Genomic DNA, 26,706 nt, shown 5'->3' with positions numbered 1-26,706 from the left:
CCTCGCTGTCACGGCGCATGCGGCAGGCGAACGCCGCGCAGACTCATGGTCGACGCCAGCCCGAACCTTTCAGAATTTTTCGCCAGCCGGAAAGGGCCAATGTCTCAATCGAATCGACCGATCACCACAACTCAATCCTTCCTTCCACCCCTTTAACAGGCCAGCCAACCGCCATCCAATACGAGCTCAGAGCCGGTCATATAAGACGACTCGTCAGAGGCAAGAAATCCGACCGCCGCCGCGACTTCGTCTGGCCGTCCCGCGCGACCCATCGGTGTCCGCCCAGTTATCATCCAACGCTTGTCTGGATCGTCCAGATAGGGTTGCGTCAGAGGTGTAGCGATACCTCCAGGATGGACGGAGTTGACCCGGATGTTGTACTGAACGTATTCGACTGCGGCCGCCTTTGTGAGCAATCGAACCGCACCCTTTGACGCGGAATAGCTGCCAAATCCTGCAAAGCTAGAGATCATTCCCTGTATCGACGACATATTCACGATCGAGCCGCCACCCGCGATGCGCATCGCCGGTAGAACGGTTTTACATCCAAGAAATACGCTCTTTACGTTGACATCCAGAACGTGGCTGAAACGATCAAGCGACATCTCACTGATCAGGGCGATCTCTACGATTCCCGCATTGTTAACGAGTACGTCGACCTTCCCAAACCGCTCGACGGCTGACTGGACGACATTCTTCCAATCATCTTCGCTCGCAACATCATGGTGAACGAACACCGCACCACCAGGCGTCCTTTCCAAGGATTTCGCAACGGCTTGACCTGCCGGCTCGTTTTGGTCCGTTACAACAACTATCGCACCATGCTCGGCGAACCAGCGGGCCTGCGCTTCGCCCAGCCCTTGGGCCGCGCCAGTAACGATCGCAACCTTTCCCGTCAGCGTTTGCGTTTGCGTTTGCGTTTGCGCCATATCTTCTCTCCACTATGTGTGTAAATTTGGCAGACGATTAAGTCATTCTTGCCGTTTGGAAATCGACCCTGTGCACGGTCATGGTCGGAGGATTGTTTGTTCGATTTTCCGATTCCAGACTTTTTTGCGCGCATCCGCGATCAACGACCTTACGAAGACTCTCCAATCGAATAGGTCTACAAAATAAATGACATCCTATCTATCTCTGGTCATGGGGATTTCTGACACGCATCTAGCAGAACAAATTTCTCCGTTTCACTGATGGATAGCCTTCCACCCCGACGAATTGACAAGCAAAGGCGGGTGACGAAGCAACAGTCCCCCGCCCTCCCTCCTTGATCCATCCAGCGATCAAGGTTGAAACAGCGTCGCGACACCTTGAAGTTTCTTGCCTGCCGCACTATACTTTACATACGGTAAATCTAATAAACCGAGGAGTCAAGAAGAGTAAACGCGCATCAGGCAAACCCAATCCGGACTGGACGTTTGTCGCGACAACGCAGCGCAGTGACAGGCAGATCTGACCTGCACGCGAGTTGGCCGGACCATCACTGCACAGTTGCCGGATCAACGGACATGAGCGTCTACTTGCGGTCCGCAGATTCAGATGAGCAAGGCATCGACCGATTACACGCGCCGCGGACTAGTCAAAGGTGCCGTGATGGAGTAAAGCCAGAATTAGTGGGTCAGATCAGGAAACGATGACCGGCAGGTTCTCAAATTTTTGCGGTCAAAAATACGCTACGGCGGTATTCGGTTTGACCAAACTCATTGCGTACCCAAGCGCCCGAGTTGTTGAGTGAACAGGTACGACGCAGGAGAAAATCGATATGAATTCTGAACACAAATCCCTGAGGCAGTTGGTCGAGAAATGGCTTTCACCGGCCGACACCACGCCGGTCCACGTGACGCGATTGATCCACACACGCTTCGATCCGGGAAAGTGTGTACGCGTTGAGGTAATCCGACGCGAAGGCCCGATTTCAATCCTCTTCTTTCGACACTATGACGGGACGTGGTCCGTATTCCCGCGTGAATCCCCAGGTCTGACAATGGGTTCCTATCCCTCCGTCACTTGAGATAGCTATCTGGACAGGAAGATACCGATGATTGAATCGAACATGGTGGTGCAGGGCTTCACTTGAAATCGGGAGAGTCGATTGGATGATCCTCGATCACATGAGGGGCAATGCGTGACGTTTAGGGATAACATTCTTCAACGTCTTATACGCCATTTGGTGCGGATGCCAAAAAGCTGGATGCCGACTAAACGACGGCGCGAACCGTGTGACGACCAACCGTCGTCGTCACACGACCTCCGATCGATCGCATTTAAACATAGCTCTGGTTCATCGCCTCAACAAGACGATTCTCGGTCAGGCCCGCGGAAGGTAGCGTCGTCACGACCCGTCCGCGAGCGAACACGATAATCCTGTCTGCCAGCTCCAGAATCTCTGCAGGATCGCTGGAATATAGCAGCACCACACGTCCCTCGTTGGCCAGCGATTGAACAATCCGGTACATTTCAATCTTGGCGCCAATGTCGACACCACGCGTCGGGTCATCAAGGATTACCAGAGAAGGATCCGTCTCTATCCACTTCGCGAAAACCACCTTCTGTTGATTGCCACCTGAGAGCTCATCCACCCGTTGCTGGACAGAGTCTGCCTTGACACCGATTGACCGGCAGCGCTGCTCTGCTGCCGCACGCAGCCGGCGCGCAGAGAGGAGCAAACCATCGCGTCTTTGCACAAGTGATCGAACACTGACTGTATTGTCCGAAATGCTGCGGCCAAGCATCAAACCCAAGCGCTTCCGATCCGACGGAATGAACGCCACTCCGGCGTGCACCGCATTCGACGGCGACGTGACGTTGGTTCGACCGGAGGGATAGGTAATATGCCCGGACGCCGGCTTGGAAAGCCCGAACAGGATGGCGAACAACTCCTCCACTCCGGCCCCGGCCAGACCTGTCACGCCCACAATCTCACCGGGATCGGCCCGAAGAGAGTCGATATTCAGATTGCCTCGACCGCGCACCTTGCTTAGCTCGAGCGGCAGATAACGATTTGTCTGGCGTTCCTTGCGGACTTCGCACCCCAGAGGTGTGCCGACAGAATCCAATGCTACGTTTGTGCTACAGGGAACCCCTTTCGCGGATCCGAGCATTGCCTCGACAACGTCTGGCAAACGCGCGACGCAGGGATTGAACGTTGCTGGTACGCGCTTTCCATCGCGCAATACTACCAGGCTATCGGCGATATCAAGCAGCTCTTCGAGAAAGTGAGACACATAGACAATGCCGACCCCTTCGTCCCTCAGTTTGCGAATTACTCCATGCAGCCGGTCTACTTCGTTTTTGCCAAGTGCTGATGTGGGTTCATCGAGAATTAACACACGCGGCCTCTGCAGCAAGGCTCTCGCAATCTCAACCAGTTGCCTGTCGGCGAGCGACAGGCTGTCAACCTTTGTAGCCAACGGTGCCGCTAATCCTAGTGACCTCATCATCTGTGAGCTTCGATGAGCTCTTTCTGTGCGCTTCTCGCGACTGCCGGTCATCCATAGGTTCTCCATCACTGACAACGCGGGAAAGAGGGACAACTCCTGAGACACGATGGCGATTCCCTGCCTCCCCGCGTCGGCCACTGACGAAAGTGAAACCTCAGTACCATCCAGACGCAACGCCCCTTCGTCTGCTTGCATCGCGCCCGCCAGAATTTTGAGGAGTGTCGACTTGCCAGCTCCATTTGCTCCGACCAGGCCCTTGACTTCCCCCCGAACCACGTCGAAATCTACCTGGTTGAGCGCACAGTTCGCGCCGAACCTCTTGCTGATTCCTTGCAAAGACATGATGACAGTCATCCGTTCCTCCGGTTGCAAGTGGATAGTCGGTTATGACCTAGTGATACCATTTCTCGAGCGGCTGAAGCTGAGGTGGATTCTTGATCAACTGATCGAGCACTGGCTTGTAGTAGCGGTATTCACTGTCCTTGTCCTTGTGGGCTGCGATAACAGCATCAACGTTAGACGCGTCGATCCGCTCGACCGGTGCCTCGAACCAGCCCGTTGGCATTGGTTGACCGGCCAACAGATGTGAGGCCAACTGATAAACAGTCATGAACCCACTAACGAAATTGTTTTGCGGAAACGCAGCCAGAATCTTGCGCCCTTTAATATCGTCGAGAATTTCCACAGCGTCGTTCAGCGAAATGACCGGAACGCCGCGCTTCTGGTCACTAATGATCTTGGCGATGTTTTCGTTACCATACTCACAGGCGTCCATATAGGCCAGCGCGTCAGGATGCGCCTGGACTGCTTGTGACCACGCTGAGTAGTTTTGCGAACGGTCAATCTTGCTGTCGAATGTCGCCGGGAACGCCACATTGGGTAACTGGGTGTGAATGGCGTGCTTAAAACCCGCCAAATCGGCATCCAGCGTTCCGATGCCACGTGCACATGCTCCCGTGATGACCTCGCCCGAAATCTGCGACGCCGGTTTCCCTGATCGCGCAAGAATGTCTTTCGCAACAACTTCGCCGGCTTTTTCGGCCATGACGAACTGATGTTGTCCGATGAACAACGCCGACTTCACGGTTGCAGCCGGTGGATCGCTCATCCAGGCAATCCCGACGCCTTGACCTTGGGCCTGTTTGGCCGGTTCAACAAAATAGGCCTGCGATACATCCACGATCACGATGCCGTCGCTACCGGTCTGAAGCTCGCTTTGGAACATCTGCACTTGTTTGGCCGGATCATACTCCGCCGGTCCAACCACCTTTAAACGGACCTTTCCGCCAAACTGGGCGGCAGCGACCTCTGCACCTTCACGCACCTGCGTCGACCACTCCATTGAGTTAAATGCCAGCACCACCGAAATAGTGACGGATTTCTTGGCTTCGGCCGCGCGCGCCAGACCTCCGACTGCGAGCAATGCAGTCGCGCAAGCAGCGATCGCCAACGATCGAAAGATAGACGAAACCGATCGGCACCACACTTTGATTCTCATAATCTCGTCTCCTGGTATTGGTTTTATGAAGCAACATCGATCCAACCGAAACCACTGAATTGGAATCGGCATGTCAATCTCAATGCTACGGAGCTGCCGCGCCGCGTTTCCGCTTGAGTACCCGATCCAGCGAGATGGCGACCAGAATCACAAGTCCCGTGATGAGCTCAGCATAATTTGAGTCGATTCCAAAGAACACGATGCCACTGTTGATCGTCGAAATGATCAACACACCAAGAACCGCGCCCAGCATCGTTCCCGATCCACCGGCCAGGGATGTACCCCCGATGACCGCGGCAGCGATGACCTGAAGTTCCAAACCGTGCCCGACAGTCGGGTCAGTTGACTTAAAGAATGCCAAGGTCAGTACACCAGAAAGACCCGAAAGCAGACCAACCAGCGCGGTGACGCTTACGCGGACCCGCGAGACCCGAATACCAGTGAAAAACGCCGCCTGGGTGTTGGAGCCGACAGCACGCACGGCTGTTCCGAAGCGAGAATGAATAAACACGACATGAAGGACAATTCCAACGGCGACCATTGTCCAGAAGGCAGCAGGAAGTCCAAACCAGTCGTTTCCGAACAACCGGAAAAAGGTGTGACCTTCCGGCATTCCGATGATGGGTTGTGCATTCGAGATAGTCAGGGTGATGCCGACAAACAGCGGCAGTGAACCAAGTGAAACAATAATCACCGGCACCTGAATCAGGTTCGCAATGATTCCATTTGTGGCCCCGAGTAGTGTTGATACACCAAGGGCGATGAGTACCGCCATCCATGGATCAAGTCCCGACGACTTTATCAGTATCGCGCTGATTGTCGTCGCCATCGCATAGATTCCGCCAACCGACAGATCCAACTCGATCATTGAAATCATAAAGACCATGCCAAATGAAATGATCGTGACAAGTGAGGCCTGCCGTAGGATGCTAACGATTGATGCGAGGTTAAAGAAAGCATGGTTTGGAATCCCGATGCACAAAACCATTGCAGCCAACGTCATGACCAGCCCTCTTTCTTCGAATCTCTGCCAGCGAGCACGTAATGTAGTATCACTACCCACTCCATATTCGTGCTGACCTTGCGCGGGATTCGCACCTTCCGGCGCGTTGGCCATTGCGCTCGGCACTGCTCCCGAGCGTTCGGCAGACGAATGTCCGCTCATGCTTGTCTCCTGGTATCGTTCAACCCACACATCAACAAATGAATGACTAGGTGTTTCTTACGCAGATCAGTGAACCATGTCTGCATCCGAATGTACGTCGACACAGATAGTGTGTTCGTCGCTTACCGGGACGATCGCTCTGACCATGGATCTAAATCTTCCAATTTAATACGCACTGCAAATTGTTAAACATGAATTTCAGCAGCCTGAACCCAACCGCTGCGCACATTGACCGGCTTCTCGTGACATGCGGCGCGTGCGCTCTCCATCAAGGTCTTCCACTTAAGCGCATAGGAATCAACCTGTTCCCGATCAACCCCACGTCATCTTCGCTTCATTAAACAACAATACTAACCATGTGTAAAGTATATGGCGCGAAAAGAGCGCTGGAAAGTGCATCTCGCTTACCCTGGTAGCTGTCGCATCCTGATGCTGCGGGACGTTACGCAGTCGTCCGCTCGATCACGACATAAGTCCCGGACGTCCTCTGCAATAGTTGCCTCGCCATGGCAGAGCACAATCCATCTTTATCGCCGTGATCAGCTGTGTCCGGGTGGCACAGCACCCAACTCGAATTCTTTGGTCAGCGGGTTATTGCAGCTTCTCATCGGTCCGTCCGGCCGTGGACGTCGAGCCCCGCCTCAACCAAGATACGGCGAGTGGTCGTCCCGCTGCGCGTACCCGCCTTGCGCGCGGTCATCGCATTGGCCCTGTGCGAAAACACCTCGCATCCGATACGCGTCAAACTACCAGCTGCCTCTACGGCGTTTAGCGTCTGTAGAACGTTCAGTTGCCCCTCACCGGGAAATTCCCGCCACGACAGCATGTCATCGACAAGATCCTCCCCACGCATCGCAATGAAGCCGTCGGAAAGTTGCATCGAGCGAAGATATCGAGAATCGATCTTCTTCAGTGTTTCCAGTGACGAGCCGCCCTTGACGAAGTGCCACGTATCGACAAGCACCCCCGAATTCGGACGTGCCGCCTCGCTGACAATCGACCACGCGGCTTCGAGGGTCGGGAGTCCCAGGATAGGCATGAATTCAAGGTCGACCCACACACCTGCCGCTGCGACGCGATCGCAAAGATCGGCGAAGCCTTCGACGAGCACATCATGTGGAATCGAGCCGGGCGGATATCCGGCCACAGCGAGGATAGTCGATATGTCCAGCTCGGCACAGATGTCGAGTGCTTCATCCATGGAGACGTCGAATCGTTCCCGCATTTCGCGCGAGGCGTTTGGTGGCACGCGAATCGGCGCCCAGCTGCTCAACGTGTCGAAGTGCCGGATTGGCACGCCCGCCTCCTCAGCGAGATTGCGGATCTCTAAGCCACTCATTCCGGCTTTGCGCGCATCTCGATAGGTATCGGGGGCAATCGACATGCTGGTAAAGCCGCCGGCAGCGGCGGCCTCGACGTGCTCTCGAAAGGGTTTTAAGCGGACGCAGGCCGACCAGAACACCAGATCTTCGATATGGTTCATCAAACTCTCTCCCAAGTCTTTGAACTCGTCAGGCGTGACCCGACAATATGAAAGCGTTACGGAATCGCCGACAACCCGGAGTCATACGCGACGACCAAATCGCCATTCCGCTGTTGCCGGTCCACGTTCAATTGAGACCTGACACCTGACCCTACGTTGCTGGCGAGGAACTTGTACCGAGCCATCAAGATGAGCGTGACAAGCGTGTGACGATCTTCTGCCGAGGTGATGAAAGAACAACTTCGATTACGCCGTCGATATCCTGCTGTACCGTCACGATATCCGTGGGTGTGGAGGGTGCATCCAGCCGCCACGTGCGGCCAAACGAGCCCGTGGATGCATGATCTATAGTGCGCGGCAACGGGACTCGCCGACGCTGCCGGCACGATTGCCCGAAATTCGCTCGTCTCTGCATCGCCGTCTTTCACGCGAGCCAATCAACGGCAACGTAGACTTGCTTGTCTTACTTGCCGTGAAATGAGATATCCGGCGGCACTGCATCAATATCGAACGCCGCTGCCGTGTTAAGAAATCCGCGAGTTGCGTCGTCGCTGCCGTACAGATCGATGCAGATATCAAGCATGCTGGAGTCAGCTCCCGCGGCCCCACCGCTCGACCATGCTTTGAGCAGCGTACGCGTCGTTGCGAACGACATTGTCGGACCATTCACGAGCTTTGAAATCAACTCTCCGGCAACACGGGAAAGAGAATCCATCGACGCTACGTGTGTTGCAATTCCGAGCTTGGCCGCCTGCGTGCCAGATATCGGCTCACCTAGCATGACAAAACGCGAGGCGCGGCCGCGTCCAACGCGCTCAGCGAGGCGCTGCAGGGCACCTGCAAGAGGCAGCATTGCGGTCGTGACCTCGACACAGCGGAATATCGAGTCATCGGCGGTAACAATGAAGTCGCAACTCAAGGCAAGCTCGAAACCACCCCCGAATGCAGCGCCCTGCACTATCGCGACCGTCGGGACGCGCAGTGCTTCGATTGCCCGATACGAACTGTTGACTTTCGCGACAAAGGTACGAAACCAGTTGGCGTCCCTTCCTGGCCATTCCCGCACCTCTCCGCCAAGGCTGAAGTTTGGCCCTTCCGCACGCACCACCAGTACCCGGATATCACCTTCGCTCGCTTCACGGACGGCCTCCTCGAGGCAGTTCGCGAAGCGCACGTCGAGCCTGTTGTAAGGAGGATTGGCAAGCACGATGCTGCCAATATTGTCGGTACGTTCAAAGCGTATGCTTTTCATCGGAGGGGTTCTGTCGTTGGATTGATCGGACGCACACCCATCCCACACACATCGGCGTGGGCGCGTGCTCTTCGTTGATCAACAATGTCACCCATCGACACTTCCAGCGCCAGCTGGTATTTATACTTACCACTAGTAAAATATACTAGGAGACGATGTTCGATGCGCCAAGCTGGGATTCGGCACATTGACCGCTCATGCACCGGGGTCCGTTGGCGTTTGTATTGAGCTAACCGGCGCTCACGTCGAGCGTGTTGGGAAGTTCGTGCTCGGACAATTCAGCGGCGCACGACGCTGATCGCAGCCGATGCTCGAGACTGGAGCTGCCCGATCCGTCGACCTGCTGAATCCGGGGTAGGAGCTAAGTCCTGGGAGCGCGGAGGCACATTGCGTGGGCAGCGACAGTGATGGTAAGCGACCGCGCTGGAGTTGCCCGTACCGTAGCGCGATCCCAGTAATGAACTGCGGCATTCGCATCGCGCTCGGCGAGCAGCGCCTGACTAAGAGTCCCGGAGGCCCGAGCCGACGGGCTCGGCCTCAAGCGTGTCCCGAAACACGTCAGCCTTTGACCTTCGAATCGGCTATCACGCGCGATCGCGGCGTCACGTTCGATGCTTTGCCAGAAGACTGCGGTGCACGTTCTTTCTTTTGCGCAGCTAACGCCTTGCCGAATACCAGTTCATCTACGGTACACCAATAAGCATCCGCAACAGCAGGATCCGACGGCGAAACATGGCTTGTCGCAAGCATCTCAGGACCGAAACCCGAAAGCGTTGAGGTCAGGCTAATCAGCAAATAGTGAAAGATAATTGGCTCGACGTTGGGCAACACCCCTTGCTCTTGCGCGGCACGAATCTGAGGCAACAACCATTCGATTAAGGGACTCAACACCGAATCAGCAACCCACTGCAGCCGTGCACTGTGCGTCCGTGCTTCCTGACGCATGAACCGATGGAATTCCGGATACTCGACTGTGAAGCGAAAAAGCGTTTGGTACACCAGTCGCAGTCGCTCCACGGCCGTCAGAGAATCGCTGTCGGAAAGACGCGCATCCCACTCGTCGCGAATCCTCAAGAACACATGCTCGGCCACCGCCCGCCAAAGATCGTCTTTCGTTCGAAAGTGATATGTTATGAGCGGGTGCTGAAGCCCAATCCGATCAGCGATGCTACGAACGCTCGCTGCCTCGAAGCCCTTATCTGCAAATTCGGAAAGAGCCGCATTCAGGATTGCGCACCGGGTCTCCTGCGCGCGCTGTTGCTCTGCACGCTTCAGTTCCGTCGGACGACGCGTTCCCAAGGTCGCTTTCTTCGAGTTTTTGCTTCGTTCCATCTAGTCTTTAAGTTTCGAAATCGTGAAGGAAAGTTGCCGAAGAACGGGGACGGCGTCGACGGCGGCCCTCCGCGCGAAGGACATGAAAACTGCAGTCATGGCGCTTATGCCGGTTGCGCAGCGTCCCAATCGGCAGGATAACCCGTCGTGGATTAAACCGCACCTACATGCGGTGGAATTAACAATGTGCAGGAGACATCCCGCACCATCTTGAGGGCGCCTGCCTACCTACCGAATTTGCCGTGGCCGGCGCCTTCCGCAGTCTTCACTAATCTTGCATCGTGCGCCAAGTACAAGTCCGCCATACGTGAACGACCATAAGGTTCGCTGCCGAAAAGGACAGTATATAAGAGATGGTGGCTCCGAGGCGGTCCGGTAGCTCTTCGCGCCTGTCGAGGAGAGATGCATCGCCAACAGTCTGACCTGTCGCGCCAGCAGCGAGCAGATCGGCGCCTAGACTGTCACTCCCACGCCGTCGAGTGCCGATCTCAGGGATGAACCACAGATGTCACCGATCATGTCAGCGTCCATAGCGTCGAGTCCGGACGAAAAAATCTCTGGCCCAACACGTGAAAGCGCTCCGATCTCGCGTAGCGTGGCCAATGTGCTCTCGATAGGAAACTCCCCTTCACCTGGCGGCAATCGATCCAGAAAGCAATCCTGGTAGCGCGAACGACTTGCGGGCACTTCTCGAAGACCGTCGGAGATCTGAACAGCAGTAATCTTCTGGCCGGGAATCGTTTCCAACAGAGCCTGATCCGCACCACTCCTCACATAGTGCCAAAAATCGAACGTCAGGCCACCGTTTGCTCGATCCGCAGCGCTCACGATAGACCACGCGGTTGCTAGATCGGGAATACCCAAATCGAGTGGGATAAACTCCAGATCAACTCGCATTCCATGCGACGCAGCACGATCGCACAACGCCGCAAAACGTTCTATCATTTTCTCCAACGTCACTTGCCCCGGCGGAGCCGCCGAAATTGCAGTGCAGGAGTCGACCTGCAGTGCATCGGCGATACGGAAGAAGTCATCCTCGCTAGTAGAAACGAACGCGAGAGGAACGATTGACAGGTCAAGTCGATGCGGCTTCCAGCTGGGCAACCACCTGGCCAAAGGATCAAGGGACACGATCCGAACGTCGTGATCCTTCGCCATTGAAAGAATGTCTGCAGTGGATAGCCCAGCTGCAAGCCAGCCCAAGTACTCGAGCGGAGTCACGCTTAGCCCCCCGAAACCCGCCCGCACCGTGGCACGAAACCGTTCGAGAAGTGGCAAAGCCCTGACGTTACCGCCCCACATAACCAAGTTGTCTCGCTTCATTTGTTATCTGCCAATTCGCACTTCTTCGCGGTTCAGAAACTGGGTCGGTTGCTCGAGCAGGAGTTACGGCCCGGTTTGGTCATATTGGCATTTCTTACGATCCGAAATGCACACCAATAATCTATATACCTACCCATATGAGCTATCCACACAGGCTCGGCGGGCTACAGCAAGAACACTTCCACCGGAGGCTTCGAACTGGAAACTTCGGTTCCCCAAGCCTCTCATGCGCCTCGTCCTTTGCTCCATTAGACATCAATACAAACCACTTGTAAAGTATAAGCATCGCGGAGCAGATGCACCGAGGGCGCTGACGTAAGAAAGCTTTAAGTCGCCACCAGCAGAAAATGCGAGCGGAGAATTGCACGAATGCCGATAGACGCCCCGAGACATTAGAATCGAACGCGCCGGCGCCTGAAGCTACGCGGCCAGTCATAGACCGGCTTCCAGCCTTCGGCATCCATACACGATCCGTATACCAAAACGATGTTTTTGATCACGGCGGCGGTCTGGCTGTCTTGCGCCATCGCTCCGGCTGATGCAGACAGGCAAGCTGAGCGGACAAGGAAAGAATCGATGCCGCGATCAGCAAAATTCTCACGGCGAAACTGCATCGATCAAGGGGGATTTCTGCAAATAGTTGGCTAGACTGAGTAACCAGGAATGACAGTGGAGCGCTCGTCTGTCAATCCCTCTACTTCTCCGGGAACGGCTGGGAGTTCTGCATATATCGGCTCATAGCGCAGAAGCCGTACTGGATTTGGCTACGGAAGAGAACGTTGCAGAAGCTGCCCGGGCCGACGCAGTCTATCCAATACGTATTGCTCCGGCGTGAGCGCATTCTGATCCAGTATCGTTTCCAGCAACTCACGATCGCTACCCATACCGCGCTGGCTACAGACGTTGCGTGTTCGAAGGTCGTTGATCCCAGTGGATTGAAAGATCGACAACATCCAGCTAATAGGAATTGTTCCAGCCTGCGATTGGCGGCACGTGCCAAGTGCGCGCGCATACACGCTGCACCGGAGCTTCCGCAACACGTCGGTTGCCTGAGATGCCACTACCGCCGTTCAGACTTCATCAATCTCTAACTTTTCAAGTATATTGCGCATGAGGCCGACGCGTTGCCATTGGAGCCATTTGATATAGCATGTCCGTGCAGGCGGAAAGTGCGCCGGTAACCTGTGCCACTTCTCGTTACTGGTGATGACCCAAAGAATCGCATTCAATACGTCCCGCGGATCCCGTGCGCGCCGGCCAAACCGCTCCCTCGAATCCCAGCACAGTAAGTAACTGACGCGCTGCCAAGTCTCGTCAGAAAGAGGAATATCTACCACATTGCATCCAGTTCATTATAAGGATAGTTGGACGATTACTCTGAGATACGCAGCGCGAACGTCGATAACGGAGCAGCATTTGTCGAAGTATGCTGGCTTGGTCTGCTCCATTCATCGATGTTCCGCACACAGCGCGTATGTGCTACGGGGCGACCTTCGCCGCTTCGTAATACTCGGCGACAAGACCGTCCGGATGGCGTACCAGAAGATTGCGCCCACCGATCGCTTCGCGCGGTTCATGAAGGATGGTGGCACCCTTTACCTGTAGCCAAGGTACAAGCCCATCCAATGAGTCCACCATTAGCACTGCTTGCGCGTCGCGGATGGGCTTGAGCGCTTGCTCGCTTCCCGCCAGCAAGATAAAGCCTCCGATGACAGCAACTTCGATTCCTGTCTCGGCGATGGAGATCCGCCGTTCGCAAGTCTTTCCTTGGATTGCCTCATAGAAGGCGATGGTGCTCTCCAGTCGATCAGGTTCGACATAGAGACGAAAAGCCTGATTGAGTATTCGCATGGACGTTATCCCTCGTGTCGCATAACGATGCATTCGAAATTGCCAGTTTGTGTCGCCGCGTTCATTGCCTCTGGAAGTGCGGACAGGGGATACGTACGCGGGCGAATCGCATTCATATCGAGTTGTCCGCTACGTATTAGATCGAGAAGGCGCCGGTAGGCGTCCCGCGGGTACATGAACTGGCCAATAATCTCCCAGCCGTTGAGCATCACCTCGGTGTAAGGGATGGGCAAAGGCGCCGTCATAGTGCCCATCAACACCAGCCGGCCTCCTCGTGCAAGGCTGCGTAGCGCGGCGAGCGTCATGTTCGGGTCGCGTGCATTTCCAACCATATCGAAGGCCATGTGCGCGCCGCCGTCGGCCGCTGCGCGAATCTTGGCCACATCGGCCTCAACGTCACCCGTGGATTGGATGGGTACGACACGACCGTGCCCGACCGCCGCGATTGCTTCGAGGGCCGCCTCGTTTCGACCAACGGCGATGATGCGTCCCGCGCCCATTGCCAGGGCTACGATAACCGCTGCCGTGCCATAGGCGCCGGTGGCGCCGGAGACGATCAGCGTTTCGCCGGCAGCGAGCCTTCCGCGCAACAGCCCCCCGTATGGCACGATATGGCGCATGGACACTGCCAGTTGCGTGGCGTCCAACTGGGACAGATCCGCGGCAGGAGTGACGGCGCTAGCCGGAAATAACGCATACTCGGCCAGAGTTCCGTCACCCCAGTCTGCTTGGACCTGCTGCGCGATCGGGCCGTTCGCGGTGACGCCGATCAGAATCTGCGCCGGGTCCTGCACGTTCTCCTGGGCAACAAAGTGTGAAGAGAGAACAACGCGCTGGCCGGGCTTCAGATGCCAGATACCGCGACCAACAGAATGGACAACTCCAACACCGTTTCCACCTGGAACGAAGGTCCGTTGGGGCGCATTGTAGATGGGCAGCTTGCCCTCGACATAGGCCTTCAAATAGGACATCAGCGAGGACGCTTCGATCCGAACGACCACGCCACCGGCACGGGGCTCTGGAATGGGAATGTCGTTTAGACTCAGTGCCCCTCCTAACCGCTCTAATTGCCAGGCTTTCATAAATATCGCTCCTCTCCGATTCAAGTTGGGGCCGCGAAAGCTCGCAGTCCCCTTCTTCGACGACAGCACCGCGCCGCCCTCCAAATTTCTTTGGGCGGGGATTTAATCAGTCCCACAACACCTCGCGGATCTGAACAAACTGTTGGCACTGAACTGTCGCAACGATGCTGTTATGATCGCGCAGCCTAGGCTCACGACGTATAATCAAATGATCATATTTGTTTATAGATCGTACATTTATGGACACCCTCTCCGACGTGCTCTCAACGCTTCGCGTCAGTAGCGCGCTATCTTCGAGGTTCGAAGGACGCGGCAAATGGGCCTTTCGCTTTCCCCCCTATCAGCATGTCAAGTTTGGGTGTGTGCTTTCTGGACAACTGCACGTATGGATTGAGGGCGGCAAAGCCCCGGCGGTCCTGGAGGAAGGCGATTTTTACATGCTCACCGACGGCCAGCCGTTCTACACCGCCAGCGATCCAGATCTACCCCCGCTCGATGGACCGACTAGCTACAATGCCGTCCGCGGCAACGACGGCGTCGTCCGTTATGAGGGAGTTGGTGGCCAAGCACTAGTGAGCACGGCCGGGGGGCGATTCACGTTCGAGGACGATGTTGCTGAAATTCTGCTCCGACATCTCCCTCCCCTAATCCATCTTCGCGCAAAGGACCTGCAATCGCATCCACTGTCACAGGTTCTGGATTTGTTGAGATGGGAAACCACCAGGTCACATCTAGGTGCCGAGGTTGCCAGCAGTAGTCTTGCTGCGCTCGTTTTGGTCAATGTACTGCGCGCCTACGTCGAGTCGAGGCGGCAGCCCCAAGGCTGGCTGGGCGCTCTGTCGGACCCCAAGATCGGCAGTGCGCTCTCGATGATGCATACGCAACCCGGAGAGCGATGGACATTGCAGAGCCTCGCGAATGCCGTAGGCATGTCCCGAACGGCGTTCGCAGAGCGCTTTAAAAGCCTGGTCGGAAGCGCTCCTCTCGAATACCTTTATCAGTGGCGCATGACCCTCGCGCGCGCCGCACTCAGGCACTCCGAAGAGTCCTTGATGCAGATTGCCTCTCACGTCGGCTACCTTTCCGATACGGCATTCAGCATTGCGTTCAAGCGCTCGACGGGGCAAAGCCCGGGCCACTTCCGCACGGAGAGTCGAAGGGGCTAGTTGCATTTGGCGTTACTACGCGCTTAACCGACGCTCCAGTTCTCGGCCGACCAACTTCAAGATGCGATGACGGCACGAATTCCTGAACGATTTAATAATAAATGTGTTCGATGCGTTATGGACTCACCTCATGATCGGTGTAACCATTGAATCTACCTCATGACGCGTCGAGTTGACTCGTCGCAGCGTGAAGGATCGCGTGGCAGGCCAGCGTGGTTCCTCGCGAGGTGGACGCTGGTCCGCTTTCCATTTTAGCAATTTTATCGACGATCAAACAAGCCATGGCTCTTCACGCCGCCAAGCATCATTCATCAGGACAACTACTTCCTTTTCGCGAATCGTTGACGGCAATGTTGGGCATCTGCTTTGTCATCGTGCTAGTCGCGCTTGATCAAACAGTGGTCGGTACGGCTCTCCCGACTATCGTCTCAGAGTTGAAGGGCTTCGACCTGTACGCCTGGGTTGCAACTTCCTGCTTGTTGGCCACCGTTGTGACGGTACCAATCTTTGGAAGGCTAGGTGATCATTACGGTCGAAAGCCTTTTGTGATCGCGTCCATCACGGTATTTACAGTGGCCTCTGCGCTATGCGGCCTGGCGTTCAGCATGCCGTTTTTGCTGGTGGCAAGATCGTTGCAAGGCATTGGTGGTGGCATGTTGTTCGGCACGGTATTCGCGTGCGTTGCCGATTTGTTTCCCTCATCGGTCCTTCGTCTTCGCTGGCAGGTGATGCTCAGTTCGGCGCTTGGCATTTCCAACGCCATTGGGCCGTCCCTTGGCGGGTTGCTGACGCAATACTATGGTTGGCGATCCGTGTTCTATGTAAATTTACCAATCGGCTTACTCTCGCTGTTTTTCGTATGGCGTTTTTTGCCGTATGTACGACAACGTAAGCATCGCGATGATGGTATGCGGATCGACTGGCCGGGCGCTGCCCTCATCGCAATCACACTTGGTGCAGTGCAATTGTTTGTCGAGTTGGTATCAAGAATTGGTTTGAGTTCCATCTCATTCATTTTCTTGATCGTCGGCATGACGGGCGGCGTCGCTCTATTCAGATGGGAAAAGAACTGTGCTTATGCCATGCTTCCCACTGAAATGTTCCGTAACGCGAGCTTGTTCGGCCTGTTCAAGCTTGCGATTTTTGCGGGCTTTACGATGTTTTCCCTGCTCTTGTATGTGCCGTTACTGTTTCAGGGAGGCTTCGGTATGTCGCCCAAAGATTCCGGTCTCTTTGTCACGCCGCTGGTGGTGTTTATCACCATTGGCAGCATCCTGAACGGGCGGGTCGTCACGCGAGTCACCAATCCGAACGTCATGCTTTTTGTCGGTTTCGCGTTGCTGGCAATCTCCTGCGCTGGCTCAGCGCTCACCACATCTGCCATGCCACGCCAGGTCCTGCTTGCTTTCATGCTGGTCGGCGGCATGGGATTTGGCTTTGTTATGCCCAACTTGACTGTATTCGCGCAGCAGGCAGCTGGCCGTGAACATCTGGGAATTGCATCTGCCCTGTTACAGTCGCTTCGCATGTTAGGCGGCATGGTCGGTACCGCATTGATCGGTACGATCGTCCGTCACGCCTACAGCGGTCGCGTGCGACTAGCCTTAGGAAAGTGCGGAGCCAGTCGATGGACGAATAGCCTGGGTGACCCGCAGATTCTGGTGAATCGCTCCGCGCAACGCGCATTACTATCGCAAGTCGCCGACGCTGGACAGAGGGGTGAGTTGCTGCTCAATACCGCCCGTCATGCTTTGGTTGATGCGATTCATGTCGGCTTGACATTTGCGGCGGCCATCGCGCTGATCGCCGTCTGGCAAGCGTGTCGAGTACCGCGCACAAAATTAGGTAACCCGTTCAATCCGTTAATGCCCGCGGAATGACTGTCAGGAGCGAAAATACGCGGATAGGTCAAATCGGCTGTATTGCGATTCTGCCTTCCGGTTTCCAATTCCAAGCCCAACTCATTCGGAGAATAATCATCAAAGGAACCCACTTTTCTTCAATCCCGTTTCTCGCAGCGCTCCTCGTTGTGAAACCTTCCTGTGCGCAAACCTCGCAAACCCCTCTAACGCGAGCTCAAGTCAAGCGGGAACTCGTTCAACTCGAGCAGGCTGGCTACGACCCCCGCGTAAATCAACTGGACTACTTAGCCAGCCTGGAAGCTGCGCAGCGGAGGGTTGCTTCTGCACAGGCAACAGCCTCGGACGCCAAATCGTCGGGACGGTTCTCGTCAACATCGGTAAGCCAGCCAAGTACGACACAGCCTTGAGCTGGGCTGTCCCATGCCCAGCAGACCTTAAAGTCGTTGCCCCCTTGGATCAACAGTGGCGCTATGAAAAAGTTCGCTGGCCTGATTGCAGAAACCCTCAAGTACTGCCATCGGCGCCAGGAAGCGCACGAAGGTGTTCATCTGCGTGATGGAGCAGAGCCGAAAAGGTTTTCGTTCTAATAATGCTTCGGACAAGGATAACAGGCAATGAATCATCAACCGGCTTAGTGACGCGGTGAATCGCTCACGGAAACTTCAGGAAATACATGTCTAAGTTAGCTCAAAAAGTGGCAATCGTTACCGGTGGTTCACGCGGCATCGGTGCGGAAATCGCGAAACGTCTGGCCGCGGATGGCGGCATGAATGCCTGATCCTGGACGCATACTCGGCCCACGGATTTGAAGAGAGAGGGAGTCCGTGCGGATGCGACGGAGAGTCGATGAACTAGCTGATTCGGCTCTCCATTAACGAAGCCGTGTAGTAACGAAGCCGCGCCGACGCAGTTCGCGGGCACAACCTGTATCTGGTTCGCTTACGACGCCGAAGCCAACTTTAAATGTTAAATGCTACCCCCGTTAGCCCTTCGCTCAAGATCCAAAGCCGTTCGGCAAGATCCGCATCAATTGCCCAAGGCCGCACTCCAGACTCCCGTTTTGCATCCGGATGAACGATCTCGGCGACGTCGACATCCTCGCAGTAGACCCCACCGAGGCCGTCTAGCAGTTTGCTCGTAGCGCACCAGACGCTTGTCGCGGCGCCTTGTTCGACGGTCTTGTAGAGATGAGCCTTCTCGGCCGGTATGTTGCCATGCATGTCACGAAATCCCATTGCAAGCATTTCGTCGCCAGATAGGTGTCGGCTCAAATCCGTGGCGATGAATCCAGGATGCAAAGAAAATGCGCGAAGGCCGTACGCCTCACCGCGCGCATCCATAGCGACCGCAAAGAGTGCGTTGGCAGACTTGGCCTGAGCATATGCATCCCACTTGCGATACTCCCGGCGTTTGAAATTTGGATCCTCGAAATTCACGCCGCCCCTGCGATGCGCCCGTGAGGAAACCGATACGACCCGTGCCTCTCCCCCGGAACGTAGGGACGGCCAAAGGCGCGCGGCAAGCTGAAAATGTCCTAAATGATTTGTAGCGAACTGCAATTCGTAGCCACGCGCATCGCGTTGCAATGGTGTTGCCATAACCCCTGCGCTATCGATGAGAATGTTCAGGCTGCGGCCTCTTTCAATGAAACCTCGAGCAAAAGCATCGATCGATCCGCCGTCTGACAGATCGAGTTCGCCAACCTCGACTCGCGGAACATCCCGAAGCACAATCCGCGCGTGATCCGGCCTACGCGCAGGAACAATGACCGTCGCTCCTGCATCGGCCAAAGCTCGCGTCGTCTCCAGGCCGATGCCGGAATAACCTCCTGTTACGATCGCGGTCTTCCCGCCAAGGTCTTGCCCGTCCAGTGCTTCCTGGGCGGTGGTCCTTCCCCCGAAACCCGAGTGAATAGGCGCTTGAATAGTTGTCACTTTCGCTTAACTCCCAAAGGACTCTGCGCACGCACGTCGCGGCCGTGAAGGTTTCCACCCAGCGGATGAAAGACGGTTCGTTGCTCCGAACGTGGCGGGGGCGAACCGGAATTGCGCGCGCGTCGTCCATTACGTCGGCCTCCTGTTCGTTCAGATTTGGCTCACGCCTCGACGCCGGGTTCGAAAGCGGGCAGAGGCCGAATCAATGGCGTCAGGGTTTCGCGCGCTTCCGCCGGAGTGATAAACAGGCGCTCAGGAATCTGAATATTCGTCGCTGCGCCTAGTTCTCCACCAAACTCCCCCCTGAGTTGCCCACGTTCATCAAACGGCCAGAACGTGAGTGCTGTCTTCGCCCGAGCATAGAAGCCCTCAGGGTCGTCGCACTTCTCGCCCATTGCGAGGATTTGCTGCCCCGTTACAAAGTTGATGGATGTGGAGAAGGTGGTGAACGATGTCGCAGACAGATGAATCTCCTGGTCGTGCTGGTAAATGACCGGCGAGCTTTCGGCGATCTTTCTATAGTATTCCTTCAAAGCCACTGTACCCCTGACTTCAACTCTCTGATTCTTAAAGCGAAGAATATATAGTGGGTCGTCAACCATCATCCCCGGATCAAAAATTTGCTCCCAGTTTCCACTATTCTCCGCGCGTGAATGACGTTGATAGTTCAGGAGCATCTGCCGTTGCAACGGTGAGAGAGCATCGGTTGCAAGAAGTTCATCAACCCTTCGCAAACTTTCGGGCATCTTCAGCTTCTTTTCGTTCAAAAAATCATAATTTCTCATCGCGCGTCTCCAGTTGATTGGTCACACCTTCCGGTGGCAATTCGTATAGTCGATCTCAGGATGCGCCGCCCTGGTGGGACATTCAATTAGGATTTGATGAAGTAAGACTTTTCAAATCCTTAACTCTGCTTCCGCGCTTGCGTAGCACTCTCCGCAGGTGCGTGGTGGCGTGCAGTCGGCCGGCGAGCCAAAGCTGCGGCCAAGATGACATTGAAGGTTAACCTGGCGAGAACCTTGACTTATGAAATTCGCGATTCCTCAAAGTGCCGAACTCTGCGACAGTTGAAGAACCCGCGCATGCGTGCGGGCCGCCATGATAGTGAGGAGAACACGAGTGAAGCTTTTGGTGGCTGTGAAGAGGGTGAACGACTCAAATATAAAAGTCAGTGTGAAGTCGGACGGCACGGGCGTCGACATCGCGAACGTGAAGATGTCGATGAATCCGTTCGACGAAATCGCGGTTGAAGAAGCCGTTCGTCTGCGCGAAGCAGGCGTGGCGACAGAAGTGATCGCCGTGTCGGCCGGCGTGACGCAAGCGCAGGAAACGCTGCGTACAGCGCTCGCGATCGGTGCGGACCGTGCGATCCTGATCGAGTCGAACGAAGAACTGCAGCCGCTGGCCGTTGCCAAGCTGCTCAAGGCGCTGGTCGACAAGGAACAGCCTGGGCTGGTCATTCTGGGCAAGCAGGCCATCGACGACGATTCGAACCAGACCGGCCAGATGCTGGCTGCGCTGGCGAACCTGCCGCAAGCCACGTTCGCCTCGAAGGTGGTTGTGGCCGACGGTAAGGCTACGGTGTCGCGTGAAGTGGACGGTGGTGCCGAAACGCTGTCGCTGAGCTTGCCGGCTGTGATCACGACCGATCTGCGTCTGAACGAGCCGCGCTACGTGACGCTGCCGAACATCATGAAGGCGAAGAAGAAGCCGCTGGAAATCGTCAAGCCGGAAGACCTGGGTGTCGACGTTACGCCGCGTCTGAAGACGCTGAAGGTTGTCGAGCCGCCGAAGCGCTCTGCCGGTGTGAAGGTGCCGGATGTGAAGACGCTGGTCGAGAAGCTGAAGACCGAAGCCAAGGTGCTCTAAGGACAACGCAGGAGACGGACGAAATGACGAATCTGGTAATTGCAGAACACGATAACGCGTCGATCAAGGCCGCGACGCTGAACACGATCGCAGCGGCGCAGAAGATCGGTGGTGATATTCACGTGCTGGTGGCAGGTCACAACGCACAAGCTGCGGCCGATGCCGCAGCGAAGATCGCAGGTGTTTCGAAGGTGTTGCTGGCCGACGCGCCGCAACTCGAAGCAGGGCTGGCCGAAAACGTCGAAGCGACGGTGCTGAACATCGCGAAGGACTATTCGCACATCCTCACGCCGGCGACGGCTTACGGCAAGAACATCGCGCCGCGTATCGCCGCGAAGCTGGACGTCGCGCAGATCAGCGACATCACGGCTGTAGATAGCGCGGACACGTTCGAGCGTCCGATCTACGCAGGCAACGCGATTGCAACGGTTCAATCCCAGGATCCGATCAAGGTCATCACGGTCCGCACGACCGGTTTCGACCCGGTGGCGGCCGTTGGCGGCAGCGCAACGGTCGAGAAGATCGAAGCCGCAGCCGGCAGCGGTCTGTCGCAGTTCGTCAGCCGTGAAGTCACGAAGCTGGACCGTCCGGAACTGACCTCGGCGAAGATCATCGTCTCGGGTGGCCGCGGTCTCGGCAACGGCGAGAACTACACGAAGGTTCTCGAGCCGCTGGCCGACAAGCTGAACGCAGCGCTGGGCGCATCGCGTGCAGCGGTCGATGCGGGCTTCGTGCCGAACGACTATCAGGTCGGTCAGACCGGCAAGATCGTCGCGCCGCAACTGTATGTGGCCGTCGGCATCTCGGGTGCGATCCAGCATCTGGCCGGCATGAAGGACTCGAAGGTGATTGTCGCGATCAACAAGGACCCGGAAGCGCCGATTTTCAGCGTCGCTGACTACGGCCTCGTCGGTGATCTTTTTACGGTTGTTCCAGACCTAGCCGCCCAACTCGAGTGACCGGACAAACTCAGCATTTAACCCGCGACCTCCGTCACGTAGGGATAGTGATATTAGATGCGATTGCCGTTGAACGTCAGCGCCGAGTAGCCCAACAAAATCACGGCGTCCGCATGGATGGTACGGGGCCCAGTTACACCCTCAGGGGCGAGCGCCGCCCGAGCGGGCTCCCCCGCCGAGATTCGTTAACCAAACGAAGGATTTTATATGCAGGACAGGATGCAAACAGCGAATCGACTCGGCACACCACTTCGCCTTCCCTGCGGCGCAATATTGTCAAACCGTCTGGCCAAAGCCGCTCTAACAGAGGGGCTTAGCGACGGGTACAACCGAGCTACCGAGCGGCACTGCCGCCTTTACAGGCCTTGGTCCCTCAGCGGGGCCGCACTGTTGATCACGGGCAATGTGCAAGTCGATCGACGTTACCTTGAGAGGCCGGGTAACGTCGCGATCGACGGCAACGACGGACTGGATGCGCTCCGCGCCTACGCGATCGCCGGCACGTGCGGCGGCAACCACTTGTGGATGCAAAGTATCCGTCAGCACAACCCGTTAGGGCAGTTTTCGCGGCTAAATGTCGACGATCTTTCGCAATAGAGAGTACGAAACGCGCCAGTGGCCATCGGTGTCATTGACGGCGACCGATGCGGTCTTGGCATTCAGCCTCACGACGATTCCGACGCGCTCGCTTAGGTGCTTGTCGGTGAAGCCGACTGTGTCGCCGATGAAGAATTCTTCACGCTGCGTTCTCGGCGGTGGTGTCGGTTCGACGTGAGGCTGAGCACTGGAAGTTTCTGGGATGATCGCTGCATAGTGCACGCCCCAACGGCGTCGAGTCGCGCTATCCTGAACTGCAGCCTGTGTTTGACGAAGTTCGACTATGGTGCCTTGCGCCGGTGGTCCAAGCGGGTTGTCGCCGATGTAGTTGACGGCCATCCCCAGGTGCAGGCGTTGACGTATTTCGAGAATACGTCGGGGGTCATCAAGCATTTTGCCGATAGCAAGATAGAGGCGATAGAGTTCGGCACTAGGCGCCTGCCGAAGCGAATCCAGAATGTCCATGATGTAGAGGTGTTTTAACGGGCGAGCGGCAAGAGCTCGTGCACGCGATTGACGGGATACGACGGCAGTTTCTCAAGTGTTCGTTCGAGCCACGCATAGGGTTCGATACCGTTAAGGCGAGCGGTCCCAAGGAGTGAATACATTGTTGCCGCCGCACGCGCACCTCGTGGAGACCCCGCGAACAGCCAGTTCGACCTTCCGAGGGCAATCGGTCTGATTTGGCGCTCAAGCGCATTGTTGTCTGGCAACAGGACGCCGTTCTCTGTATATCGGACAAGCGCCTCCCAATGTCGCAACGCATAACCGAAGGCCTTGCCGAGCGGGGCTTGCGCGGGCAAACCGATGCTGTTTGCCTCTAGCCATTGACGAAACTGTGCCAACACCGGCAACGTCTGCGCTTGCCGTGCTGCAAGTTTGATGTCCGGGGTTTGGTCTTTGACACGTGATTCAATCGCATATAGCTTGGCGATCCACTGCAGTGCCTGCGCCGCGAGGCCGGGGTCTTTCTGAGCCTTGGCAATTTCGAAGAACCGTCGACGGCAATGAGCCCAGCATCCGACCTCAATAATGTCACCTCGCGCGTAAAGCGCGCCATGACCGCTGTACGCGTCGGCTTGCAGATAGCCTTTGTATTTATTCAGGTACAGCAGCGGATGCGCGCCCGCGCGTGACTCAGCGAACTCGAACACGACCGCTGGCGGGTGGTCGACCCAGACGCCGTTCTCGTTGCGCTGGCCCGCGCCCAGATAACCCCATAATCGTGCTGTGCGCGTTGATGGGTGCCCTCGCTCAAGCAGAGGTAGCGTCGTGTCATCCACGTGCATGCGCGGCGCCTTCAACTGGTGAGCGCGCAAACCAGGCAGCAGTACCGAGAGCAGCTCAGCAGATGCCAGCTTCCATTCGCACAACGTAGCGCGTGGCAAGTACACACCACGGCGCGCGTAGCGCATTTCCTGTCGATTCAACGGCAGATGATCGACATAGGTATTGACCAGGACATTGGCGAGCAGGCTCGCGCTCGCATTGCTCTTTGGCAGCGGCGACGGCTGAGCGCTTGCGGTCACGATGGTCGATTCGCCATCCTTCTTCGCCACGTATTTGAAGCGGATGTGCTCAATGACGGTGAGCCTGGACGGCTCGTAATGCAGCGTCTCGCTGCGCTCTTCGCCGATCCGTGCAAGCGTATCGAACGCCATCTTCTGTTCGTCGCTCAGATCGTATTCGATGCGTGTGCGCGGCAGGTCCTTCGGTAGCGCCGGACGCCCTTTACGGGTGTGACTCCCTACGGGAATGGCGTCGACCGCCGGCGGTGCCGGGATATCGGTTGCGGCGTCGAACAGCTCGGCTTGGCCCGCCAGGCGCTCGGAGCTCACGCCAAAGCGCGCACGGTTCAACTGCGCGATCTGATACTGAAGGATTTCCAACTGCTCCCACAACACCCGTGCGAGCCGGTTCTGTTCAAGCGCGAATGCTTGCAGCGCATCGGGCTCGACGGGAAGATCCGCGACAGTGACGGCGTTGGGTGGCATGTGCTCCATGATGCCTAACTCAAGCCACGTTTACAAGCTCGGGGCCGCGCTGGAGCACCTCATGCCACGCGCGTCACTGCCACGGTGCGGTGTGGCTCTCGCGCCGGGATCTCGATGCCTTCGAGCCATGCGTTGAGTTCCGCGAGCGTGAAGCCGCGCTGAGCGAGTAATGAGGGTGACGGGAAACGGCCTCTTTCGAGACGCTTATACCAAAGCGCGAAACCGGTCCGGTCCCAATAAAGAATCTTCACTTTGGAGCGGTCTCGCGCCACGAAAACGAACAGGTTGCCCGATGCAGGCTTCTGAGCAAGTAGCGGCTCGACGAGATAAGACAGCCCATCGATCGCCTTGCGCATGTCGACCGGGTCGCGACAAATGTAAGCGCGAACGTCCGAGGTAATCAGCACCGACCACCTCCGAGCTGCCCGAGCACATATCGCACGATGCGCTCGGCGTGAACGCCGCTCAGTTCGATACGAACGCCAGCGAGCGAGAGCGTCACCCCGTCACGCGACGGCGATACATCCGCCGCCGGCGTTGCAACAAGCGGCCTTGAGGAAGCCAGTTCACCATCCAGATTGGAACCGATGAATGCGGCATCCGCAGTAACCGCGAGTGGCTGTTTAATCTCTCTGACCGGGCTTGAGAGCTTCTTGCGCCACAGGCTGAAGGTGCTTACCGCCAGACCCTGTTCTCGGCAAAACCGCCGAGCGCCGACACCGCTCGCTTTCCAGGTGGTGACCATTTCGCCCCAGAACGCTTCCCCTTGCCGTGGGCGACGCGTACCCATCGCCGTTGCAGCCTTAATGTTCTCGTCTTCCATCGCATTGCCCTCGTTCTCACGAAAGCATCACCTTCACATTCGGGAAGTCGCGATTCAAGACGGGATCCGCTGACGCTTACGATGCAAATTAACCATCCTGGCAGACAAGCTCCGTCAGTCCTCAGCCCCGTCGCGCCCGCCCCCTCCGCGGTCGCACTCAGCCGCCCCGGATTCGCGAAACCTCGAGCTATGACCGAGGCAGACATCGCGGACGTCATCGATCGGTTCGCACACGTCGCCACTATCGCCCGAGAAACTGGATTCACAGGTGTGCAGGTGCATGCCGCGCACGGCTACCTACTTTCACAGTTTCTGAATCCGCTGGCCAACCGCCGCGATGACGACTGGGGAGGTTCATTGGAAAATCGCGCGCGACTGCTACGGTCCATTGTCCGTTCGGTTCGCCGGGCAGTCGGAACGGATTTCCCGGTCGCGGTCAAGCTAAATTCATCCGACTTTCAGCAAGGCGGCTTCACTCCGGATGAATGCGTGCAAGTCGTGAGCTGGCTACATACGGACGGCGTAGATTTGCTTGAATTGTCAGGCGGCACGTACGAGCAGACAAGCATGTTGGGATTGACTAAGGAAGCATCCACACTGCGGCGCGAAGCCTATTTTCTTGAACAGGCCGATCTCCTGCGTCCGGCTTTTCCTGGACCCCTGATGGTCACGGGTGGGTTTCGCTCCCGTCTGGCTATGGAGAACGCCCTTCGGAGCGACGCGCTGGATATGGTCGGCGTTGGCCGGCCGTTCATCACGGCATCGGAATCCGCTGCAACTCTATTGCTGGGCCAAATAGATGAATTGCCGGCCCATGAACGCGCCTTCGTTATCAAGTACGCCGACGCTCAAAATCGGGATGGTCAGTCCTTGAGCGCATTCCTACAGGGCTGGTATGCGAGTCAGTTGTTGCGACTCGGAGACGGACTAGCACCGGACCTGAGTCTGGATCCCCGACATGCATTCTCCCAATTTATCGCGAACGAAACTAATGCTGCGAAGGCACTCATCCGTCCCTGAATAATTGCGGTCCTTTGCCGTTGGTCTTTTCGGTTTCGCCAGCCGATTTACACTCGAAC

General features: G+C 56.6%; 23 protein-coding genes and 1 pseudogene. 7 read left to right on the top strand and 17 right to left on the bottom strand.

From position 1 onward, the window contains the following. Positions 1 to 152: 152 nt before the first annotated feature. The 11 genes from ACUN0E_RS02450 to ACUN0E_RS02400 all read right to left on the bottom strand — a co-directional run bounded on the left by ACUN0E_RS02450 (position 153) and on the right by ACUN0E_RS02400 (position 14,423). Positions 153 to 929 carry a glucose 1-dehydrogenase gene (locus ACUN0E_RS02450; protein WP_445565515.1) on the bottom strand — a complete coding sequence of 259 codons (777 nt, stop codon included), beginning with the start codon at positions 927 to 929 and terminating at the stop codon, positions 153 to 155. Between the two features lie 1,332 nt (positions 930 to 2,261). After that, positions 2,262 to 3,791: a sugar ABC transporter ATP-binding protein gene (locus ACUN0E_RS02445; protein WP_445565514.1), complete on the bottom strand. Its 1,530-nt coding sequence runs from the start codon at positions 3,789 to 3,791 to the stop codon at positions 2,262 to 2,264. A gap of 37 nt (positions 3,792 to 3,828) precedes the next feature. Next, a complete protein-coding gene (locus ACUN0E_RS02440) occupies positions 3,829 to 4,935 on the bottom strand; it encodes a sugar ABC transporter substrate-binding protein (RefSeq protein WP_166660475.1) in 1,107 nt (368 codons plus the stop codon). A gap of 85 nt (positions 4,936 to 5,020) precedes the next feature. Further along, positions 5,021 to 6,100 carry an ABC transporter permease gene (locus tag ACUN0E_RS02435; protein WP_445565513.1) on the bottom strand — a complete coding sequence of 360 codons (1,080 nt, stop codon included), beginning with the start codon at positions 6,098 to 6,100 and terminating at the stop codon, positions 5,021 to 5,023. A 604-nt stretch (positions 6,101 to 6,704) separates the two neighbouring features. Beyond that, the gene (locus ACUN0E_RS02430) at positions 6,705 to 7,583 is read right to left on the bottom strand and encodes a sugar phosphate isomerase/epimerase family protein (RefSeq protein WP_445565512.1); all 879 of its coding nucleotides are present in this window, start codon (positions 7,581 to 7,583) and stop codon (positions 6,705 to 6,707) included. Positions 7,584 to 8,046: 463 nt separating this feature from the next. Further along, complete coding sequence (locus ACUN0E_RS02425) at positions 8,047 to 8,835, bottom strand: enoyl-CoA hydratase/isomerase family protein (protein ID WP_445565511.1); 789 nt, start codon at positions 8,833 to 8,835, stop codon at positions 8,047 to 8,049. A gap of 558 nt (positions 8,836 to 9,393) precedes the next feature. Beyond that, positions 9,394 to 10,167: a TetR/AcrR family transcriptional regulator gene (locus ACUN0E_RS02420; protein WP_121113654.1), complete on the bottom strand. Its 774-nt coding sequence runs from the start codon at positions 10,165 to 10,167 to the stop codon at positions 9,394 to 9,396. A gap of 453 nt (positions 10,168 to 10,620) precedes the next feature. Continuing rightward, the gene (locus ACUN0E_RS02415; protein WP_121113652.1) at positions 10,621 to 11,490 is read right to left on the bottom strand and encodes a sugar phosphate isomerase/epimerase family protein; all 870 of its coding nucleotides are present in this window, start codon (positions 11,488 to 11,490) and stop codon (positions 10,621 to 10,623) included. A 1,070-nt stretch (positions 11,491 to 12,560) separates the two neighbouring features. Then, on the bottom strand, positions 12,561 to 12,827 hold the full coding sequence (locus ACUN0E_RS02410) for a transposase (protein ID WP_445565510.1): 267 nt from the start codon (positions 12,825 to 12,827) through the stop codon (positions 12,561 to 12,563). Between the two features lie 142 nt (positions 12,828 to 12,969). Next, on the bottom strand, positions 12,970 to 13,341 hold the full coding sequence (locus tag ACUN0E_RS02405; protein WP_121113648.1) for a glyoxalase: 372 nt from the start codon (positions 13,339 to 13,341) through the stop codon (positions 12,970 to 12,972). A gap of 5 nt (positions 13,342 to 13,346) precedes the next feature. After that, positions 13,347 to 14,423: a zinc-binding dehydrogenase gene (locus ACUN0E_RS02400; protein ID WP_445565509.1), complete on the bottom strand. Its 1,077-nt coding sequence runs from the start codon at positions 14,421 to 14,423 to the stop codon at positions 13,347 to 13,349. Positions 14,424 to 14,662: 239 nt separating this feature from the next. Between ACUN0E_RS02400 and ACUN0E_RS02395 the strand changes: the two genes are divergently transcribed. From ACUN0E_RS02395 to ACUN0E_RS02380, 4 genes and pseudogenes are all read left to right on the top strand, one after another. Further along, a complete protein-coding gene (locus tag ACUN0E_RS02395; RefSeq protein ID WP_121113644.1) occupies positions 14,663 to 15,589 on the top strand; it encodes an AraC family transcriptional regulator in 927 nt (308 codons plus the stop codon). Between the two features lie 281 nt (positions 15,590 to 15,870). Continuing rightward, positions 15,871 to 17,469 (top strand): MFS transporter, encoded by a 1,599-nt coding sequence (locus tag ACUN0E_RS02390; RefSeq protein ID WP_445570359.1) that lies wholly within the window; start codon positions 15,871 to 15,873, stop codon positions 17,467 to 17,469. After that, positions 17,466 to 17,858, top strand: a complete 393-nt coding sequence (locus tag ACUN0E_RS02385; RefSeq protein WP_121113640.1) for a DUF4148 domain-containing protein — start codon at positions 17,466 to 17,468, stop codon at positions 17,856 to 17,858. The genes ACUN0E_RS02390 and ACUN0E_RS02385 overlap by 4 nt, the downstream gene beginning before the upstream one ends. 266 nt (positions 17,859 to 18,124) lie before the next feature. Continuing rightward, positions 18,125 to 18,214 (top strand): annotated as a pseudogene (locus ACUN0E_RS02380) (SDR family NAD(P)-dependent oxidoreductase); the annotation flags it as partial. A gap of 196 nt (positions 18,215 to 18,410) precedes the next feature. Here the strand turns inward: ACUN0E_RS02380 and ACUN0E_RS02375 are convergent. Beyond that, complete coding sequence (locus tag ACUN0E_RS02375) at positions 18,411 to 19,385, bottom strand: oxidoreductase (protein ID WP_445565508.1); 975 nt, start codon at positions 19,383 to 19,385, stop codon at positions 18,411 to 18,413. Between the two features lie 161 nt (positions 19,386 to 19,546). Continuing rightward, positions 19,547 to 20,170, bottom strand: a complete 624-nt coding sequence (locus ACUN0E_RS02370) for a hypothetical protein (protein ID WP_445565507.1) — start codon at positions 20,168 to 20,170, stop codon at positions 19,547 to 19,549. A gap of 334 nt (positions 20,171 to 20,504) precedes the next feature. Here ACUN0E_RS02370 and ACUN0E_RS02365 point away from each other — a divergent pair, with 334 nt between their 5' ends. Both ACUN0E_RS02365 and ACUN0E_RS02360 read left to right on the top strand, forming a co-directional pair. Beyond that, on the top strand, positions 20,505 to 21,254 hold the full coding sequence (locus tag ACUN0E_RS02365; RefSeq protein WP_445565506.1) for an electron transfer flavoprotein subunit beta/FixA family protein: 750 nt from the start codon (positions 20,505 to 20,507) through the stop codon (positions 21,252 to 21,254). Between the two features lie 23 nt (positions 21,255 to 21,277). After that, entirely contained in the window at positions 21,278 to 22,213 is a 936-nt protein-coding gene (locus ACUN0E_RS02360; RefSeq protein WP_445565505.1) for an electron transfer flavoprotein subunit alpha/FixB family protein, read from the top strand. Between the two features lie 570 nt (positions 22,214 to 22,783). On the opposite strand, the gene ACUN0E_RS02355 is transcribed toward ACUN0E_RS02360, so the two are convergent. The 4 genes from ACUN0E_RS02355 to tnpA are packed head-to-tail and all read right to left on the bottom strand — an operon-like array spanning position 22,784 to position 25,627. After that, entirely contained in the window at positions 22,784 to 23,275 is a 492-nt protein-coding gene (locus tag ACUN0E_RS02355) for a hypothetical protein (protein WP_445565412.1), read from the bottom strand. A gap of 14 nt (positions 23,276 to 23,289) precedes the next feature. Continuing rightward, positions 23,290 to 24,804 (bottom strand): IS66 family transposase, encoded by a 1,515-nt coding sequence (tnpC, locus tag ACUN0E_RS02350; RefSeq protein WP_445565413.1) that lies wholly within the window; start codon positions 24,802 to 24,804, stop codon positions 23,290 to 23,292. 59 nt (positions 24,805 to 24,863) lie between these two features. Next, the gene (tnpB, locus tag ACUN0E_RS02345) at positions 24,864 to 25,211 is read right to left on the bottom strand and encodes an IS66 family insertion sequence element accessory protein TnpB (protein WP_445565378.1); all 348 of its coding nucleotides are present in this window, start codon (positions 25,209 to 25,211) and stop codon (positions 24,864 to 24,866) included. Beyond that, entirely contained in the window at positions 25,205 to 25,627 is a 423-nt protein-coding gene (tnpA, locus tag ACUN0E_RS02340) for an IS66 family insertion sequence element accessory protein TnpA (protein WP_445565379.1), read from the bottom strand. Before tnpA ends, tnpB begins: the two co-directional genes overlap by 7 nt. 81 nt (positions 25,628 to 25,708) lie before the next feature. Between tnpA and ACUN0E_RS02335 the strand changes: the two genes are divergently transcribed. Beyond that, complete coding sequence (locus ACUN0E_RS02335) at positions 25,709 to 26,647, top strand: oxidoreductase (RefSeq protein WP_445565504.1); 939 nt, start codon at positions 25,709 to 25,711, stop codon at positions 26,645 to 26,647. Positions 26,648 to 26,706 lie beyond the last annotated feature (59 nt).

The sequence above is a fragment of the Paraburkholderia sp. D1E genome, assembly GCF_052682275.1.
The sequence above is the reverse complement of the archived record's forward strand: the minus strand, read 5'-3'. Positions and strand labels throughout refer to the sequence as shown.

Bases quoted from the DNA above. Each gene is read 5' to 3' on its own strand.
- ACUN0E_RS02360 (WP_445565505.1), top strand. From the start codon at position 21,278: ATGACGAATCTGGTAATTGCAGAACACGATAACGCGTCGATCAAGGCC.
- ACUN0E_RS02335 (WP_445565504.1), top strand. From the start codon at position 25,709: ATGCAAATTAACCATCCTGGCAGACAAGCTCCGTCAGTCCTCAGCCCC.
- ACUN0E_RS02390 (WP_445570359.1), top strand. From the start codon at position 15,871: ATGGCTCTTCACGCCGCCAAGCATCATTCATCAGGACAACTACTTCCT.
- ACUN0E_RS02430 (WP_445565512.1), bottom strand. From the start codon at position 7,583: ATGAACCATATCGAAGATCTGGTGTTCTGGTCGGCCTGCGTCCGCTTA.
- tnpA (WP_445565379.1), bottom strand. From the start codon at position 25,627: ATGGAAGACGAGAACATTAAGGCTGCAACGGCGATGGGTACGCGTCGC.
- ACUN0E_RS02425 (WP_445565511.1), bottom strand. From the start codon at position 8,835: ATGAAAAGCATACGCTTTGAACGTACCGACAATATTGGCAGCATCGTG.
- ACUN0E_RS02420 (WP_121113654.1), bottom strand. From the start codon at position 10,167: ATGGAACGAAGCAAAAACTCGAAGAAAGCGACCTTGGGAACGCGTCGT.
- ACUN0E_RS02400 (WP_445565509.1), bottom strand. From the start codon at position 14,423: ATGAAAGCCTGGCAATTAGAGCGGTTAGGAGGGGCACTGAGTCTAAAC.
- ACUN0E_RS02370 (WP_445565507.1), bottom strand. From the start codon at position 20,170: ATGAGAAATTATGATTTTTTGAACGAAAAGAAGCTGAAGATGCCCGAA.
- ACUN0E_RS02415 (WP_121113652.1), bottom strand. From the start codon at position 11,490: ATGAAGCGAGACAACTTGGTTATGTGGGGCGGTAACGTCAGGGCTTTG.
- ACUN0E_RS02435 (WP_445565513.1), bottom strand. From the start codon at position 6,100: ATGAGCGGACATTCGTCTGCCGAACGCTCGGGAGCAGTGCCGAGCGCA.
- ACUN0E_RS02395 (WP_121113644.1), top strand. From the start codon at position 14,663: ATGGACACCCTCTCCGACGTGCTCTCAACGCTTCGCGTCAGTAGCGCG.
- tnpC (WP_445565413.1), bottom strand. From the start codon at position 24,804: ATGCCACCCAACGCCGTCACTGTCGCGGATCTTCCCGTCGAGCCCGAT.
- ACUN0E_RS02450 (WP_445565515.1), bottom strand. From the start codon at position 929: ATGGCGCAAACGCAAACGCAAACGCAAACGCTGACGGGAAAGGTTGCG.
- ACUN0E_RS02445 (WP_445565514.1), bottom strand. From the start codon at position 3,791: ATGACTGTCATCATGTCTTTGCAAGGAATCAGCAAGAGGTTCGGCGCG.
- ACUN0E_RS02405 (WP_121113648.1), bottom strand. From the start codon at position 13,341: ATGCGAATACTCAATCAGGCTTTTCGTCTCTATGTCGAACCTGATCGA.
- ACUN0E_RS02385 (WP_121113640.1), top strand. From the start codon at position 17,466: ATGACTGTCAGGAGCGAAAATACGCGGATAGGTCAAATCGGCTGTATT.
- ACUN0E_RS02440 (WP_166660475.1), bottom strand. From the start codon at position 4,935: ATGAGAATCAAAGTGTGGTGCCGATCGGTTTCGTCTATCTTTCGATCG.
- ACUN0E_RS02355 (WP_445565412.1), bottom strand. From the start codon at position 23,275: ATGGACATTCTGGATTCGCTTCGGCAGGCGCCTAGTGCCGAACTCTAT.